Annotated in this window: 11 protein-coding genes; 2 read left to right on the top strand and 9 right to left on the bottom strand. The window is 39.3% G+C overall.

Going from position 1 to position 15,680, the window contains the following annotated elements:
- Positions 1-55 precede the first annotated feature (55 nt).
- From J0M37_02410 to J0M37_02445, 8 genes are all read right to left on the bottom strand, one after another.
- Positions 56-973: a c-type cytochrome gene (locus J0M37_02410; GenBank protein ID MBN8583921.1), complete on the bottom strand. Its 918-nt coding sequence runs from the start codon at positions 971-973 to the stop codon at positions 56-58.
- A gap of 83 nt (positions 974-1,056) precedes the next feature.
- On the bottom strand, positions 1,057-2,154 hold the full coding sequence (locus J0M37_02415; GenBank protein ID MBN8583922.1) for a quinol:cytochrome C oxidoreductase: 1,098 nt from the start codon (positions 2,152-2,154) through the stop codon (positions 1,057-1,059).
- Between the two features lie 109 nt (positions 2,155-2,263).
- Entirely contained in the window at positions 2,264-3,463 is a 1,200-nt protein-coding gene (locus tag J0M37_02420; protein ID MBN8583923.1) for a DUF3341 domain-containing protein, read from the bottom strand.
- 151 nt (positions 3,464-3,614) lie between these two features.
- Positions 3,615-5,018 (bottom strand): polysulfide reductase NrfD, encoded by a 1,404-nt coding sequence (nrfD, locus tag J0M37_02425; protein ID MBN8583924.1) that lies wholly within the window; start codon positions 5,016-5,018, stop codon positions 3,615-3,617.
- Between the two features lie 147 nt (positions 5,019-5,165).
- Positions 5,166-8,366 (bottom strand): TAT-variant-translocated molybdopterin oxidoreductase, encoded by a 3,201-nt coding sequence (locus J0M37_02430; GenBank protein ID MBN8583925.1) that lies wholly within the window; start codon positions 8,364-8,366, stop codon positions 5,166-5,168.
- A gap of 10 nt (positions 8,367-8,376) precedes the next feature.
- On the bottom strand, positions 8,377-8,601 hold the full coding sequence (locus J0M37_02435) for a hypothetical protein (protein ID MBN8583926.1): 225 nt from the start codon (positions 8,599-8,601) through the stop codon (positions 8,377-8,379).
- Positions 8,602-8,703: 102 nt separating this feature from the next.
- Positions 8,704-9,297: a cytochrome c3 family protein gene (locus J0M37_02440; GenBank protein ID MBN8583927.1), complete on the bottom strand. Its 594-nt coding sequence runs from the start codon at positions 9,295-9,297 to the stop codon at positions 8,704-8,706.
- Positions 9,298-9,515: 218 nt separating this feature from the next.
- On the bottom strand, positions 9,516-11,027 hold the full coding sequence (locus tag J0M37_02445) for a hypothetical protein (protein ID MBN8583928.1): 1,512 nt from the start codon (positions 11,025-11,027) through the stop codon (positions 9,516-9,518).
- A 347-nt stretch (positions 11,028-11,374) separates the two neighbouring features.
- On the opposite strand from J0M37_02445, the gene J0M37_02450 reads away from it, so the two are divergent.
- Both J0M37_02450 and J0M37_02455 read left to right on the top strand, forming a co-directional pair.
- A complete protein-coding gene (locus tag J0M37_02450; GenBank protein ID MBN8583929.1) occupies positions 11,375-12,640 on the top strand; it encodes a T9SS type A sorting domain-containing protein in 1,266 nt (421 codons plus the stop codon).
- 82 nt (positions 12,641-12,722) lie between these two features.
- Positions 12,723-13,889, top strand: a complete 1,167-nt coding sequence (locus tag J0M37_02455) for a hypothetical protein (GenBank protein ID MBN8583930.1) — start codon at positions 12,723-12,725, stop codon at positions 13,887-13,889.
- Between the two features lie 226 nt (positions 13,890-14,115).
- Here J0M37_02455 and J0M37_02460 read toward each other — a convergent pair whose 3' ends face one another.
- Positions 14,116-15,582, bottom strand: coding sequence for a hypothetical protein (locus J0M37_02460; protein MBN8583931.1), 1,467 nt, complete (start codon positions 15,580-15,582; stop codon positions 14,116-14,118).
- Positions 15,583-15,680: the final 98 nt, after the last annotated feature.

Consider the following 15,680-nt stretch of genomic DNA (forward strand, 5'->3'; position numbering starts at 1 on the left):
TGAATATTTAGAACTACCTGCAATAATTGACAGGTTTGGAAAATTTCATTTAAACCTAAACAACCCCGAACAATTTCCTCAAATACGCATGAAGCTGTGAAAGCTGTGCCTGAGTCAGCATATACGATGCCCTTGCCCTGAAACCGTTCTGCACAGGATTATTATCAAATATCTTTATCAGCGCCATTTCATTTGAATTCCAGCTTGAATCCTGCGCAAGCACTGTTAATGCTTTTGTCAGATTGGAAGTTATACCCTTTAAAATATAAGCTGCTGTATCTGATTTGCTTTCATTTACCTGTTTCACCATGGCAGCAACCTTCTGGTCAATTGCGGAATTCTGCTGAAGTATCTTATCCATAGCAAGCTTTACGGGAATCTGGTTAGGCATCTTAACGCCTTTTGTAAGGCTGTAAACCTGGTCAATTGAATCAAGCTGCACCAGTGTTACCGGTGGATAGTTCGGTAAAATTGTCCTGATATACATTATCATATTCAGCCTGTCTTCAGGCGGCAGGTTAGCATAAGAAGCCATACCTCTGTTTGTTATACCTTCCTGGAGAGTTTTATACATCATTGTTAATGATGGACCGTTCGTCCAGCCGTTCAGATCGTGGAAATTTCTCGGTTTTGGGTTAAGGCTTGCTCCTGCAACACCATCACCCTTGCCCTGCTCGCCATGGCAGCTTGCGCAGTTCATTGTAAATAAAGATTTTCCTTTATCGATCATTTCAGGTGTAGCTGATATGTATTTCATTACATCAGTCGGAGGAGAAAGTGTGCCTTTAACCATCGGAAGATCTGCAGTCTGTCCTGTGGAATCTTTCGTCGAATCCTTAGCCACTACAGGAAATCCGCCGATTTTTTCTTTGGTTACATTCGGCAGGTCATTAATATACATTGTTCCCATAACTATTATTGCAGATATGACAATAATGTAAACCGCTCCGTAAAATTTAAAATAATCTTTCATTATTATATACTATATAAACTTCTAAACTATATTTTTCTCATAAACCGAATTTTTTTACCTTTTGACTTTTGCCTATTGACTATTTACAGATGAAAGTCCAGTCCCATTTCCATTTTCGGATCTTTAACAGCCATCAGGTTTTTCTTATTGGCGCTCAGTTTGAATACTATCATAGTTAAGCCGATAACTATCAGCGGGAAGCTGAGTTCCTGCCATCCAAAAGAAGCATTCCCTTTGAATAATGTCGGGAAGATCAGCCAGTACAGGTCTAAAGCATGAGCAAACAGCATCCATGGAGCCATCCATTTTAATAAACCAAGATTTGTTTTGGCATTCCTTCCGACAAGTATTAAAAACGGAAGCACAAAGTGGAAGAATAATAGTGCAAGTGAAACAAACTTCCAGCTTCCTTCCCAGCGGTGTATCATCCAGAATGTTTCTTCAGGAAGATCAGCATACCAAATAAGTATGAACTGAGAGAACGCTATATATGCCCAGAACACATTAAAGCCGAACATCAATGTTCCTAATGAATAAAAACTATCATTGCCTAAGTGTGAATCCAGGTAACCGCCTTCTTTCAGCTTAATGCTTGCAAAAGTTGATGCTGCCAAAGCTGCAATAACAGTACCTGCAAAATAATAAACTCCGAAGATTGTACTGAACCAATGCGGCTCTAAGCTCATTGCCCAGTCAATTGCAGTTATCGTAATAGTAATTACAAATAATGCTGCAAATATGGTTGAAAGTGTAACATTTCTTTTTGTGTACTTTGGGTCGCCGTCCAGGTCCTGCTTTTCAGAATTTTTAGTCAGCATATAATAGAATAATACCCATAACAGCAGGCAAAATGCTGTTCTTGCTATAAAGAACGGGACATTCAGATAAGGAGATTTTGACTGCAGTATCGCATCATGTTCTACTGCTTCGGCATGAGTCCAGTGAAACAGGTCATGCAAACCGAATAACAAAGGGATTGCAAGCAGTATCAGTACCGGGGTCATAGAAGCCATGATCTCTGTAATTCTTCTGAAAGGAGTGCTCCAGGTTGCGCCAACAAGATACTCCAAAGCAACAAGCGCAAGCGAACCAACACCAATTGATACCAGGAATAAGTAGATCCAGAGGTAATCAAAAAATGCCCGCTGCGGTGTAAATACAAAAGCAGCGCCTAATATCATAACGCCCAAAGCAAGCAGTATTCCGCCTGTTTTGGTAAGTGAATCCGGTAATTGTTTTTTAATATAATCCATTTAGAAAACTATATGTAAAATTCTTTCTTAAGTTTTATTACTTTCCTTCAACATCACTATCCGGCGCATTTGCTGATCTTTGCAGAACACGCAGGTAATGAATAATTGCCCAGCGGTCATCCCTTGAAATTGAGCTTGCATACGAAGGCATTGTATTCTGGCCGTTGGTTATTACATGATAAATATTCGCGTCTTTCCAGTTTGTAACTTTCTGAGAGTGCAGCGTTGGCGGAACCGGGAACTGTCCGCGGAGCCTGCTGTCGCCCTTACCATAATTTCCGTGGCAGGGTGAGCAGTATGTATTGTACCTTTTCTTGCCAAGATCAAGAACTTTTTGTGTTACAGGAAGCGGGTTCGGGGTTGCTACAACCAAACTATCAGGCATTCCTTTGAATTCATACGGCATAAATCCTCTTGCAACTGTTCCCTCAACCGGTTTACGCATTGAGTACCCGTCTTTAAAGAACTTGCTTTCTGTCTGCGGAAGCACCTTGGGCTGGTAATGCATCCAGTTAAATGGCGGTAAAAATAAAAGTACGTTAAGAACAAAATAAGTAACTGCGGCTGTAACTAAACTTGTGCCTACCAGTGCACCAACAAACTTGGTGTTCATTAAAGGATTTTTTGTATCACCAACTTCATACTCAGCTTCGTGTATATTGCTGATATCTGTTGAGCCAAGCTCCTCAAACAATTTACGAACTTCTTCAAGCTTGAACTTCGGATCAGAAGCCTCAATATAAATACCGAACTTATCGCTGGTAACCCGTTTAATGAATTCAGTATCCATTAACGGATTAGCGTTTGCCGGCAGCTTCATGAATAAAGCTATTAAAGAACCAACCAGTGTTAATGCTGAAAGCAGAACTGTCAGCTCGAACATTATCGGGATCGATGCCGGCAGGTTAAAGTATGGTTTACCGCCGAAGATATTCGGATAATTAATTCCAACCATCCACCATATCATCAGGAAAGCCAGGAAAGTGCCGCTCATACCGGCTATTAAACCAACCCACCCTATGCCTGTTGGCTTCAGGTTCATTGCTCCGTCCATCCCGTGAACAGGATACGGGGTCAGCACATCAAATTTTTTGTAACCCGAGCCGGATACTTTTTCGGCTGCGTGTATTATCTGATCAGGAGTGTCATATAAAGCGGCAACTGCGAACAGTTTTCCTGTCCTTGGCTCGCTCTTTAAAAACCTGTCATCAAACTTCTTTAATATTTTACCTATCATGCTTATTAAATTGGTAATTTCTTTTTTTTACTAAGACCATCTGTCTCTTTTTGCAGAACTTCATAGCTGCTATTTTAAGAACAAAAACATTTTTGCCTTTTTACTTCTGACTTCTTGACTTACTCTGCTTCAGCAGAGGAAGTTTGCTCTTCTAAAACTCAGTGCGGTAATCTATCTTTTCTTCTTTTTTGTGCAGATGTTTCGGCTGCGCACCTTCTGTTACCGCTTTGATCTCACTCATTGCAACAACAGGCATCGTTTTTGCGAACAGCAGAACTAGCGTGAAGAACATTCCAAAGCTGCCAAGCAGAATACCGAAATCATACATTGTCGGGAAGTACATTCCCCAGCTTGAAGGCAGATAGTCGCGTGTTAAAGATGTTACAATAATTACATATCTTTCAAACCACATACCAACATTCACCAGCAGTACAAGCACAAATGTTAAAGGAATATTCCTTCTGATCTTTTTGAACCAGAAAAGCTGCGGGAAAAATACGTTGCAGCTGAACATAATCCAGTAAGCCCATGAATAAGGACCAAATGCGCGGTTAATGAATGTGAACTGTTCTATTGGGTTGCCGCTGTACCATGCAATAAAGAATTCCATTGCGTAAGCATATCCAACCATTGTACCGGTTGCAAGAAGAATTTTGTTCATCTTCTCAAGTGTGTTCACTGTAATGATATGTTCCATATCAAATACTTTGCGCACTATAATAAGTACTGTTGATACCATACCAAAACCTGAGAAAATAGCGCCAGCTACAAAGTACGGCGGGAATATTGTTGTATGCCATCCCGGAATTACCGATACAGCAAAGTCAAAGCTCACAATTGTGTGTACTGAAAGCACCAGCGGAGTTGAAAGGCCCGCTAATATTAAATATACTCTTTCATAATGCTGCCAGTGGCGGTTTGAGCCTCTCCACCCCAGGCTTAATACTGTATATATTGCTTTCTTTATACCGCTTGTTGTCCTGTCACGTAAAGTTGCAAAATCAGGTATCAAACCTATGAACCAAAAAACGAATGATACTGTGAAGTATGTTGATACCGCAAACACATCCCATAACAATGGTGATGTAAAATTTACCCATAATCCGTGCTGGTTTGGATACGGAAGCAAATAGCCATCCAGCCAGGGACGGCCAGTATGAATCGCAGGGAATATACCTGCTGTCATAACCGCGAAGATCGTCATACCTTCGGCAAAACGCGCAATACCGGTTCTCCATTTCTGGCGGAAAAGGAAAAGTATCGCAGAAATAAGCGTACCTGCATGACCGATACCGATCCAGAATACAAAGTTGATAATATCAAACGCCCAGCCTACTGGCTGGTTATTGCCCCAAAGACCTACGCCATACCAGAATGTTAAACCTAAACATACAGCTCCCACCAAAAAAGCTGTAGAGCTGATACCTATGGCAATAAACCACTTGATATTGGGCTTAGTCTCTGTTGGCTTTGCAATTACATCATCAATTTCCTTGAACGAAGATCTTCCTTCAACTAATGGAAGCTCACGTGTGTATGTTGCGTCAAGACTCATTATTATGTATTATTTCTATAATTTAAAAATCGAATTTTCTTTTTTTTGCTTCCTTGCGAAATGCATTTATCACAAAGCTATCTGTAATATCCCTACTTACCTACTTACCTACTCACCCACTTACCCATTTTTCCGTTTCACATCAAACTACTTATGCTCTTCCTTCTTCTTCACGTCATCTTGCTTCTTATCATCTGAATGATGTTCTTTCCTGTCGCCCGTTGTAAGCGGCTCGAAAATATTTCTCAGCTTAGCCATGTATGTAACATTTGGCAGAACTTTTATTTCTTCAAGCACACTGTAACCTAATTCATGCGTGCGGTATTTTGCAATAGTTGATTCTTTATCGTTAATATTACCAAACTCAATAGCATAAGCCGGGCACGCTTCCTGGCAGGCGGTCTTAACATTTGATCCTTCAACACCGCGGTTTTCCTGGATTGCATCCTGTCTTTCCTTCATAATTCTCTGAACGCAGAATGTACATTTTTCCATTACACCTCTTGAGCGGACAGTAACTTCAGGATTAGCCATCAGGTCCATAGGTTCTGCATACTGTATGCCGTCACCGGTGCGGTCCCTGTAATCAAAATAATTAAACCTTCTTACTTTATAAGGACAGTTATTGGAACAATATCTTGTACCAACACACCTGTTATATGCCATTCCGTTAAGCCCGTCTTCGCTGTGTGTTGTTGCTGCAACAGGGCAAACGTTCTCGCACGGAGCGTAATCACAATGCTGGCATAACATCGGCTGGAAGTTGGCTGATGGTGCATCAGGTGAACCGTAATAGTAGCGGTCAATCCTCATCCACATCATTTCCCTGTTAGCTTTAACCTGGTCTTTGCCAACTACGGGAATATTGTTTTCAACATTACATGCTGTTACACATGCTCCGCAGCCTGTACATTTATTAAGATCAATAGCCATACCCCATTTATAACCCGTAAAACCTTCCCTGTCATAAACAGGCGGGTCATTTATAGGCTGCAGGTCCATTTTATGCATGCTTTCCTGAAGGAACTTGGGGTTCTTCTTATATTCTTCAACAGTTCCCTGTCTAATGATACCTCTTCTGAACTGAATATCTTTTAATAAAGGATCGCTGTCTATCGGGTAATGCTCCTGGGTGGAAATCAGCTCATATTTTCCTCCGGCTGATGCTACCTGAGCATTATTATAAAACCTTTCATTCAGCGGAGCGTTTTTTGCAATAAGCATATTCGCATTCACACCTACACCGGTACCTATGGTACCCGCTGCTGTCCTGCCGTAACCTAAAGAGATCTCAATTGTCTTATCTGCCATTCCCGGCTGAACAAATACCGGGAAGGTCTGCTTGCGTGAACCAATAGTAATATCAATTGTACCATTGGTATCAACACCAAGCTCACTTGCGCTCTGTACTGATATCGCAGCATAATTATCCCACACTATTTTAGTTATTGGGTTCGGTAATTCCTGGAGCCAGCCGTTGGAAGCGAAACGTCCGTCACCAACATTATTGTTTGACTGCAGCAGTATTGCATAATCATTTGATGCCTTCATTTTGGGTGAAGAAACAAATGAATCAACCGCAAATGCGCCGCCTGCAAGCTCAGGTTTTTCATTCAGAAATACAACGCCGTCATGAAGTACTGAATTCCAGAATTTTTTAAATGGAGCAGCGGCTCCCATTAACGGGTAAATAACTTTTTCCCAGTTCGCTGTTAAATAATCTCTGTATATTGTTTCACTGAAATCTTTCGGTTCTTTCCAGCTTAACAGTATCGCTTCCTTCTGTCTCGTATTGTATAACGGAGCTATTATAGGCTGCTGCATACTGTAAAATCCGGTGCGGGTTTTAAAATCATTCCATGATTCAAGCGGGTTATGGATAGGCAGAACATAATTCGAAGCTTCTGATGTTTCAGTAACCTGCTCTGTTAATGTAACACTGACAGGCACTTTTTTCATTGCCTCTTCGTATTTATATTCAGGTGAAAGATTGTAAACGGGGTTTGTATCAAAGTGAACAACTACCCCAACTCTACCGCCTGCCATTGCCTGAACAAGGCTCTCCATTTCTGCGGCGGTTGAAAGAGGCATCAGCTCAGTGTTTTCAGCTTCTGCTGAATATAATTTGTTATTGCCAAGCGCTTCATTAAGCAGGTTAATAACAATGTGTGTTGATTCAGGCAGTTTATCACCGCCAAGAACAATCGCTTCGCCCTGGAACTTTGCAAGATCATTTACGATATGATTAACAACTTTTTCATCCAGCTTGTATTTAGCGGCGAATTGCTTAATATCATTTGATGAGAATACACTGGTTACGCGTGAATCCATTGCGTAGCCGGAAAGTTTTTTCTTTCCAACAAGCTCGTTAAGCAAACACATCACAAACTCTTCGATAGCATCTGTTCTTAAGCGGAGCCTGTAATCTGCATTCATACCTGTATTGGTAACAGCTCCCTCAACAGCATAAAGCCTGTTGAATTCATTTTTGCTCATTACATCGCGGTTCTGTGTGAACATCCTTGTATATTCAAGCATATTTCTGTCATTTCCAAGGAAGTCTGATTCAAGCGCAAGTATTACTTTGGCTTTATCAAGCTGAAGCACAGGTATGCTTCTTTTGCCGTATGATTTCTGCCATGCGTTAACACGTGCTGAATCATTGAATACTTCGTATGAATATATTTTTGCTGAAGGGAATGTTAATTTAAATTCATCAAGTAATTTTTTAAGCGTTGGTGAAAGGATCGTATGCGAAACAATTGCAATTTCTTTGCCGGAGCCTGATGCAGAGCTTAAGGCAGCTGCAATAGCTTTATTGGCATCATTCCAGTTTGTCTGCGCCTTGTTAAACATCGGCTCTCTTAAGCGCTCAGGGTTATAAAGATTCATAACGCTGGCCTGGCCTTTTGTACAAATCTTTCCTTTGTTTACAGGATGGTCTGGATTTCCGTCAACTTTGATAGGTCTGCCTTCGCGGGTTTTAACAAGTATTCCGCATGCGCTTGTACAGCCTGTGCAAGTTGATGCATAGTAATTCGGAAGACCCAGTGTTACCTCTTCGGGCTTCTGGTTATAAGGAACAATTTTTCCTTTATCCTGGTAGTTTCCGCAGCCTGCTGCAGCAAATGCTGCTGAGGCACCCATAAGCGCAAGGAACTTCCTCCTTGTAACTGCAGACATATTGTTCACTTCGGGCTTTTGTAAAGCCTCGGGTGAAAATTCATTTTTTAATGCTTTATCAAACGAAGGGTCGTTATATAATTCCTTAAAGCTGCGCCAGTATCCGCTTTCTTTTGGCTGATCTTCTTCGGTGCTGTTTTTTACAGGTTTATTCAGTTCATCCATTTCTTTCATATTATCCTCTCACCTCGCCTTTCGGGCTTCTGCTCATATCTCTTTTTACTGCATAAGGATTCGGTTTAACCTTAATGCTGGCTTCCGCTTTCAGTTTTTTACCGAACAGTTTGAAGGGAAGCTTTGTTATAGCTGCCGCGGCAACTGCGCCTGCGCCAAGATACACGAAAAAATTCCTGCGCTTTATTTTTGTATTATTTTTGTTACCGGAATTATTTGAATTCATCTTGTATATTTTCTATACTATAATATAGGATATTCTTTTATTTACTTTTTTCTGTTTGAAACCCGGAATCAACTCACAATATACTGCCGCCGGATAAATTTTTTATCTGTGGCATGCCGAACAGTTATCCGGTCCTTTTTTCAGGTCTGGTAAGTTCGGGAATTTATCGTGTGCCGTTCTGTGGCAATCCAGGCAGGCACCCATTGTAAATGAATTTACCTGGCCTGTGGATTTGAATTTGTTGTTTATCAGGGTATCCATGTTCTGCACTTCACCGTGGCAATCCTGGCAAATAATACCCTTATTTACGTGAACACTATGGTTAAAGTACGCAAAATCAGGCACTCTGTGAATTCTTTTCCACGGTAGCGGCTTATTTTCGTTGTAATATTGAGTAAGTTTCTGGATCTCAGGCTGGTCTTTTCTGGCAATTGCATGGCAGCCCATACAGACATTCACAGAAGGAACGCTGGCAACCCTTGATTTTTCGACACCTACGTGGCAATATTGGCAATCAATGCCCATATCACCGGCATGCAGTTTGTGTGAATATGCAATCGGCTGCTCGGGCTGGTACCCTATTCCCGTGCGCTCTGCGTAGGTTATATAGTAGGTTAAGGCAAAAGAAGCGGCAGCTACAAATAAAATTATCGGCAACCGTACCTTGATGCCGTAGTCAAGTAGAAATTTTTTCATTCAGTTCTTTATAATACAGATGGCAAAATTATGAATTAATAATTAAAATTGCCATATAATTTTTTCCGCTATTAAATTTAATCTGTACTTTTTTGGCAATTTTAAGTTGTAAACGGGTATTTTTCAGGATATCAGGCATAAGAAATTATGACAATGATCTATATTAAGAGAAAAATTTTTACACTAAAAATCTGTATTAGTATCATCTTATATTGGTGTTATACAATCTTCTTTTCAAGCCACAATAAAATATTAAATGCGTCAAATGCATTTTCCTCGAACGGGTCGTTTTGTATAGCCTTCAGGTCACGGTGCATCAGCTCTAACATCTCATTTATTTCCCGCTGAGATCTCACTCTGAATGCCTGCCTTATATAACCAAGTATTATCTTTTCATATTTATAGATCTTGTTCCTTTTTGTAAGGAAGTAATAAGCTCTTCTCAGTTCATGTTCTATTCTGTCCGGGTTCCCTGATTCATAAGCAACCACCAGATTCATTATTCTTGCGTAACACTGGTAATCCTGTGAAACATCAATGTTCGGTATCTGTATCAATCGATTTAGCCACCTTCCGGCATCAGTGTATGAGCCTTTTGTAAAACAAAACCTGGCAATAACAAAGAACCATACGATCTTCTGCTGTGTACTTAATACTCTTTCATAATTTCTGAAATTCTCATCTGCATCAATAAGCATTTGTTCACCGCGCTCCGGTTTGTAGTTATCCGCGCTTGCCGAAAACACCGAAAGCCCCAGGTTGAATGATGCTTCAAGCCTGTCACGCTCAGTTGCCCACGGGAAGCGTGACTGAAAATCTTCAAGCCTGGAATAAGCAGTTTCGTAAATATCCATCTTATGAGTTCTGACAGATGACGTTAAAACTGAATATTGAGAGATGATAAATTCGTGTAAAGTAGCCCTGTTATTTGTCACAGCCTTTTCTACTTCATCAGCATATTTTTTTGCATATCCCAATGAAGCCTCATTATCGCCTGACCATTCACTCAGAATTACATTAAAATTGTAAAATCTTTTCAGGGTTGTACCGCTCAGCATCTTGCTTTCATCGCTCATAAGCGGGTTGCTGAATATATCATCCCTTTCTTTCACTCCTGCCTCATCCCTGGTCTTTGATGTAGGATATTTCTGCAGCAAAAGTGTGATCCTGCTTCCAAGGTCATTCATATCAGCCAGGTTTTTTAGCCTTTCCAGGTTTTGGGTCTGTTCATTATGAACCCTATCTACCACCCTGCTGTATCCTTCTGCATCAAGCATATACCTCGCCAGGGTACGCTCACGGTTAACTATACTGTTTAACTCCATGAACAGTTCATTTTCACGGGCGATCTTTTTTGCTCTCTTCAAAACCCCTTCAGCCTGTTTTAGCAGTGACATTGAAAACAGGATCTCATATTGCTCAAGCAGGCTTTTAACTTTGTTTTCATTACTGTTTTCGCGGCGGTATTCGGTCAAACTCTTAAGTACCAGGTTATAAAGATTATTTTTAGTGACCGGAAAGTGACGTAAAGTTGATTTATCAACTGAAAGCTTAAATTCGTTTTCGTTGTAAAGATCATTGTGAATTGTATAATCAACATATCTCTCAAATAATCTCAACACAGCGCCGTTCCTTCCGGCAGAGTGCAGCCTGAAATATCTCCTGAAAAAAGACCTTTCCTTCCTTGTCATAACCCTGATAATATCAAATATCTCGTTTGAAACTGGCATTTCGGCTTAATCCTGAGCTTATTTTATTTTCGAATTTGTTTTGTTTTTGTTAATTCTCGGTAAATTTAATGATTTTTTTAGATTAATCCACTTCATTAATTGTTTTGTTCTGCCTAATACCAAATTATATCTTCGCATCAGTATCAAACATGATGTCCCGGATCAGTTTTAATCCCACCGGGGAAAACGTTCTCCACACTGAGACACATTATAAGGGCTGAAAAGAGGTAAGTTCATCCGGAGAACTTGTCTTGTGGTCCGGCCGCGAAAAAATTTATGAATCAATATACCCGTTAAGCTTAGATCACGGGGTAAATAAAAAACCAAAAGTTTCAGAAAGGCAAAAAATGAAAACAATTTCAAAGTTAATAATATTCATATTTACATTTTTACTGTTTCAGAACCTTGCATCTTCTCAGTGGGTACAGGTTACCTCAGGAACATCAAATTTCCTAACTTCAATATCAACAATTTCTACCACAATAAACTATGCTGCCGGATTTACTGGCACCTTTTTAAGATCAACCAACAGTGGGCAGACGTGGACAACTCAAACCAGCCCTTCTGCTTCAAATATTCAGGCTATTTCTTTTCCGCCTACGGGTAACGCAACAACAGGCTGGGTTGCAACCACCACTGGTATCTACAAAACCACAAATAGCGGTACAAACTGGGTGCAGCAGATAGCATCAGGATCTTTTACAGATATACTTTTTCCGTCTGTAACAACAGGTTTTGCGCTTAGGACAACCAACTCAATTCTAATTACCACTAACGGTGGAACGAACTTCACTTCGGTAAATTTTACACCTAATAGCTTAGTCAGCGGAAACAAGATAATTCCGTTATCGGCGCAGAACTTCCTGATACTTGGCGTTGACAATACAAATGATACCTCTTTCATTTTCAAAACTACTAACCAGGGCGCAAACTGGACTCAGCATGGAAAAGTTACAGGTGTATTCTTCAATATTGCATTCATAAATCAAAGTACCGGTATAATTTGCGGAGACTTAGGCGCAGCAATGCGAACAACAAACGGAGGTGTAAACTGGACAAGTGTTACGACCGGAACTACTAATGATCTGATTGGAATTCAAACCGTTTCATCAAACATTCTTTATATGGTAGGCTCATCAGGTACAATTAAAAAATCTACAAATGCCGGGATAAACTGGCTAACACAAACGTGCCCGGTTACTGCAAATCTCAGAAGTATTGATATGTTCTCAACTGATGATTTTGGTTTAATAGCAGGAGCCTCTGGAACAATTCTGAAAACTACTAATGGCGGGACATTCACAGCGGTAATACAGAATGGAAATGAAATTCCGGAAAACTATTCTTTAAACCAAAATTATCCCAACCCATTTAATCCAATAACAAAAATCAGATTCTCAATTCATAATACAGGACTAAATAACAAGTCAAATGTCCGTTTGGCAGTATTTGATATCCTTGGCAACGAAGTTGCTTTATTGGTAAACGAGAATTTAACTGCCGGGAATTATTCAGTAGATTTCGATGCATCATCACTGCCTACCGGCACATATTTCTACAGGCTGCAGGCAGGTGAATTTACCGAAACAAAAAAATTAGTCTTAATTAAATAATTAAATTCTCATCGGATGACCTAAGACCTCACCGCCTAATCAGTTCATCTATTAAATAAAATTAACAGGAAAGGAAATAAAATTGGATACCACAAAAATAAAAAACAAAAATATTGGGAATTTCAAAGCTTCAGTTAAATCCGGTATAACCGTTGATAAGAATAAGCTGAACGGAAAATTCATGGATAGACTGAACGATATGCTTCACAAATCATCAGCTGCCGATAAACTTAAAGCGGTTGAAAAGATCGCCGGAAATACTGTGAAGCTTGGCTTTGAAAAAGCCGTGGCACATTTTGAAAATCCCGCATTATACCCGCTTCCGCAGGGTGAAAAAAACCTGGAATCCGCGGTGTTTGACCTGCTTAGCGTTCTGCCTAAGAAAAAGAGGAATAAATTAATTGATAAAGTAAATGAATTGCTCAAGGCTCCCGCAGAAAAAAGAACGCAGGTTTATGGTGATATTGTTAATGTTGATTTTCGCTCAGCAGTATCAATTGCAGAGCAGGTCAAAAATAAACCTGAACTGAAAAAATACAGTTTCACTGAAAAAGAAATTGAAGAATTCAATTCTGCGTTTAAAACCCTAATCGCTAATTCTAATTTACCGCAGCCACAGCAGGCGGCTTCTGCCGGCACGCTTGGTTTTTTTGTTGACAGCATGACATGTTTGAACCCCGATGATGCATTTAAAGATGAAGTTAGTTTAGGGGGATTTCTGATAGATAGTGTTGGCAATACTATTGATCTTGCCCCAAGATTCATCGGTAAGTTCAGGAAAAATGAAACTGTCAGCCTTGGAGCAAATAATAAGTTGTTTACTGTTACCATAGATCCGGCTTTACAGCAGCAGACATTTTCTGCTAACTTATTTATCATAGAAGGTGATCTGGTAAGCAACCTGGATGCACTGGATAAATTTCTTGTTGTTATGGGAATAATTGCTTTGACCCTGGGTCTGGTTGCTTTTGGTATTGTAATAGCCGGTTCTTTAGGTGCTGCTGTTACGTTTACTCAATTCTTCATAGCATTCTTTGCGGCCACAGGGCTTGGTCTCATTAATTTAAATATTCTGCCGCTATTGGGAGATGATATATCAAATATTACAGCTGATAACCTGTTTTTTGAAGGAAGAATTGAAATTGGGCAGGAATTTACCAGAACAATTGAAATAGGAAAAGGATTCGATTTCAACAGCACATTTGATGGTAAATATACGGCGGCAGCAAGATGGGTTGGCGAAAACTAAACATTTTACCTAACAATTATTAGGTTTACAGAAATAAAAAAAGGGCATAAATGCCCTTTTTCTGTATTATAATGCCACAACTGAATGATCATGACATATCAAATAGTGTTTACGGAGGTAATTTGTAAATCAGCTATTTCAAGGTTAAACTATACTTACTGCACCATAAGTTCCCACATTTTTAAATTAAATTACGGTATAATTTGTAATTAAATGTAACAGCAGGTCATCTGTATTTAATTTTCCTTTGTGAATCATTTAATCTTTCTTCAATCCAAACTTTATCCGCATAAATCATTTCTTTTTTAAGCAGTTTTTGTACTTCATAATCGCTGTCCTTTTGTTCCGGCTCAACCATCCGGCCTACACAATTTATAAAATTGGTGTATGATTCATGTAACCTTTGCGGTATCAGCTCTTTTCTTTGAAGAAATTTTCTCATAGCCTCAATTGTTGATAGTACTCCTTCGGGTTCTGACCGTTCCCAATAGATCTTTATCAGCATATCCTTTGCCATCAGGTAATATGAATAATTCGGGTAATCAACGTTTACCAGATACTTCATCGCTTCGCTGTAATCTTTTTTGGTAAAATAAAGATTGGCCATTGCAAGGTTATGCGTTTCATCCCTGAATGCCGGGGGAATATATTCCTTTCTCCTTTTTACAAAGCTTTCTATCCATTCATACTCACCCGCCCTTGATGCGTTGGTAACTGCGTTTATATAAAAGATGTGGAACGCAAAGAACTTCCATATTGGGATATCTTCACGGTCTATTGTTTTTATTATATCATACAGCTCGCCATTGCCCTTCACAAAGCCCCTGTTAAGCCTGTAAATACTGTGGTTATATAAATATACATAGAATTTTTCAAGTTCCTGTCTCACAAACCTGCTTTTGTTTTTATCTATGTATGATCTCAGTTTTTCGTAATGTTTGTTTTCTGCCGGCTCAAGCAGCATTTTAACGGATAAATAATCTGCGTAAATTGAAATATGATCACTTTCGATCTCCTGCTTGTTTTTTTCTATGTACTTTACAATTTCATCAAATCCCCACATATCAAACTGTATGCTTTTATTGTAATGAAGCTTAAGGTTCAGAATATCATAATAAAAAAGCAGCTTAAGTGAAAGATAATAATGGTCAAGCCGTTTTGAAAGTTCGCTGATCTGCTCTTCAGGTGAATGCAGCCCTGAACCTGAATAGCTGAAAGCTAACCTGCCGGTTTGCAGACTGTTGTAATAATAATTGTTATCTTTTTCCTGAGCGAATTCATAAAATTTCTCAAGCTCATTAAGTGCCTGCCCTGCCGGACGCTGAATATTCCTTTTTATTAATGAGCTCAGTAATAAATTTTTTGTTTTTGCAGGCTCGCTTTTTGCTTCAACATCAATTAAAAATTCACCGGTCAACTTTGTAAAATCAGATAACTGCTTTCTGAGAAGTACATCATTGTATCTTTTTCCCGGATAAAGCTCATTGTAAATTGCTTTGCGAGTAAGAGAACCTGTCCTGTTATTTACTCTGTATTTTTTAAAAATATTATACAGCTGTTGCATTGTTCTGCTTTTATTGAAATAGGGCGAGCTTAAAAATAAACCAAATTTTTTATACTCTTCATTCGAAATTCCTTCCAGCATATCAGAAAGCTTTGAATTTTTCAGTGTTTTTTCTTCGTTTTTTCTCATATTACTCTTCACTAATATACTAAAAATATTAAGAATTTACTCAAAAATCAACAAAATATCTGCAATTCTACAAAATTTAATCTTCACTATATTTATAA

This window comes from Ignavibacteria bacterium (genome assembly GCA_017303675.1).
Classification (GTDB): domain Bacteria; phylum Bacteroidota; class Ignavibacteria; order Tepidaquicellales; family OLB5; genus OLB5.

Bases quoted from the DNA above. Each gene is read 5' to 3' on its own strand.
- J0M37_02410 (MBN8583921.1), bottom strand. From the start codon at position 973: ATGAAAGATTATTTTAAATTTTACGGAGCGGTTTACATTATTGTCATA.
- J0M37_02415 (MBN8583922.1), bottom strand. From the start codon at position 2,154: ATGATATTAGGCGCTGCTTTTGTATTTACACCGCAGCGGGCATTTTTT.
- J0M37_02420 (MBN8583923.1), bottom strand. From the start codon at position 3,463: ATGATAGGTAAAATATTAAAGAAGTTTGATGACAGGTTTTTAAAGAGC.
- nrfD (MBN8583924.1), bottom strand. From the start codon at position 5,018: ATGAGTCTTGACGCAACATACACACGTGAGCTTCCATTAGTTGAAGGA.
- J0M37_02430 (MBN8583925.1), bottom strand. From the start codon at position 8,366: ATGGATGAACTGAATAAACCTGTAAAAAACAGCACCGAAGAAGATCAG.
- J0M37_02435 (MBN8583926.1), bottom strand. From the start codon at position 8,601: ATGAATTCAAATAATTCCGGTAACAAAAATAATACAAAAATAAAGCGC.
- J0M37_02440 (MBN8583927.1), bottom strand. From the start codon at position 9,297: ATGAAAAAATTTCTACTTGACTACGGCATCAAGGTACGGTTGCCGATA.
- J0M37_02445 (MBN8583928.1), bottom strand. From the start codon at position 11,027: ATGCCAGTTTCAAACGAGATATTTGATATTATCAGGGTTATGACAAGG.
- J0M37_02450 (MBN8583929.1), top strand. From the start codon at position 11,375: ATGAAAACAATTTCAAAGTTAATAATATTCATATTTACATTTTTACTG.
- J0M37_02460 (MBN8583931.1), bottom strand. From the start codon at position 15,582: ATGAGAAAAAACGAAGAAAAAACACTGAAAAATTCAAAGCTTTCTGAT.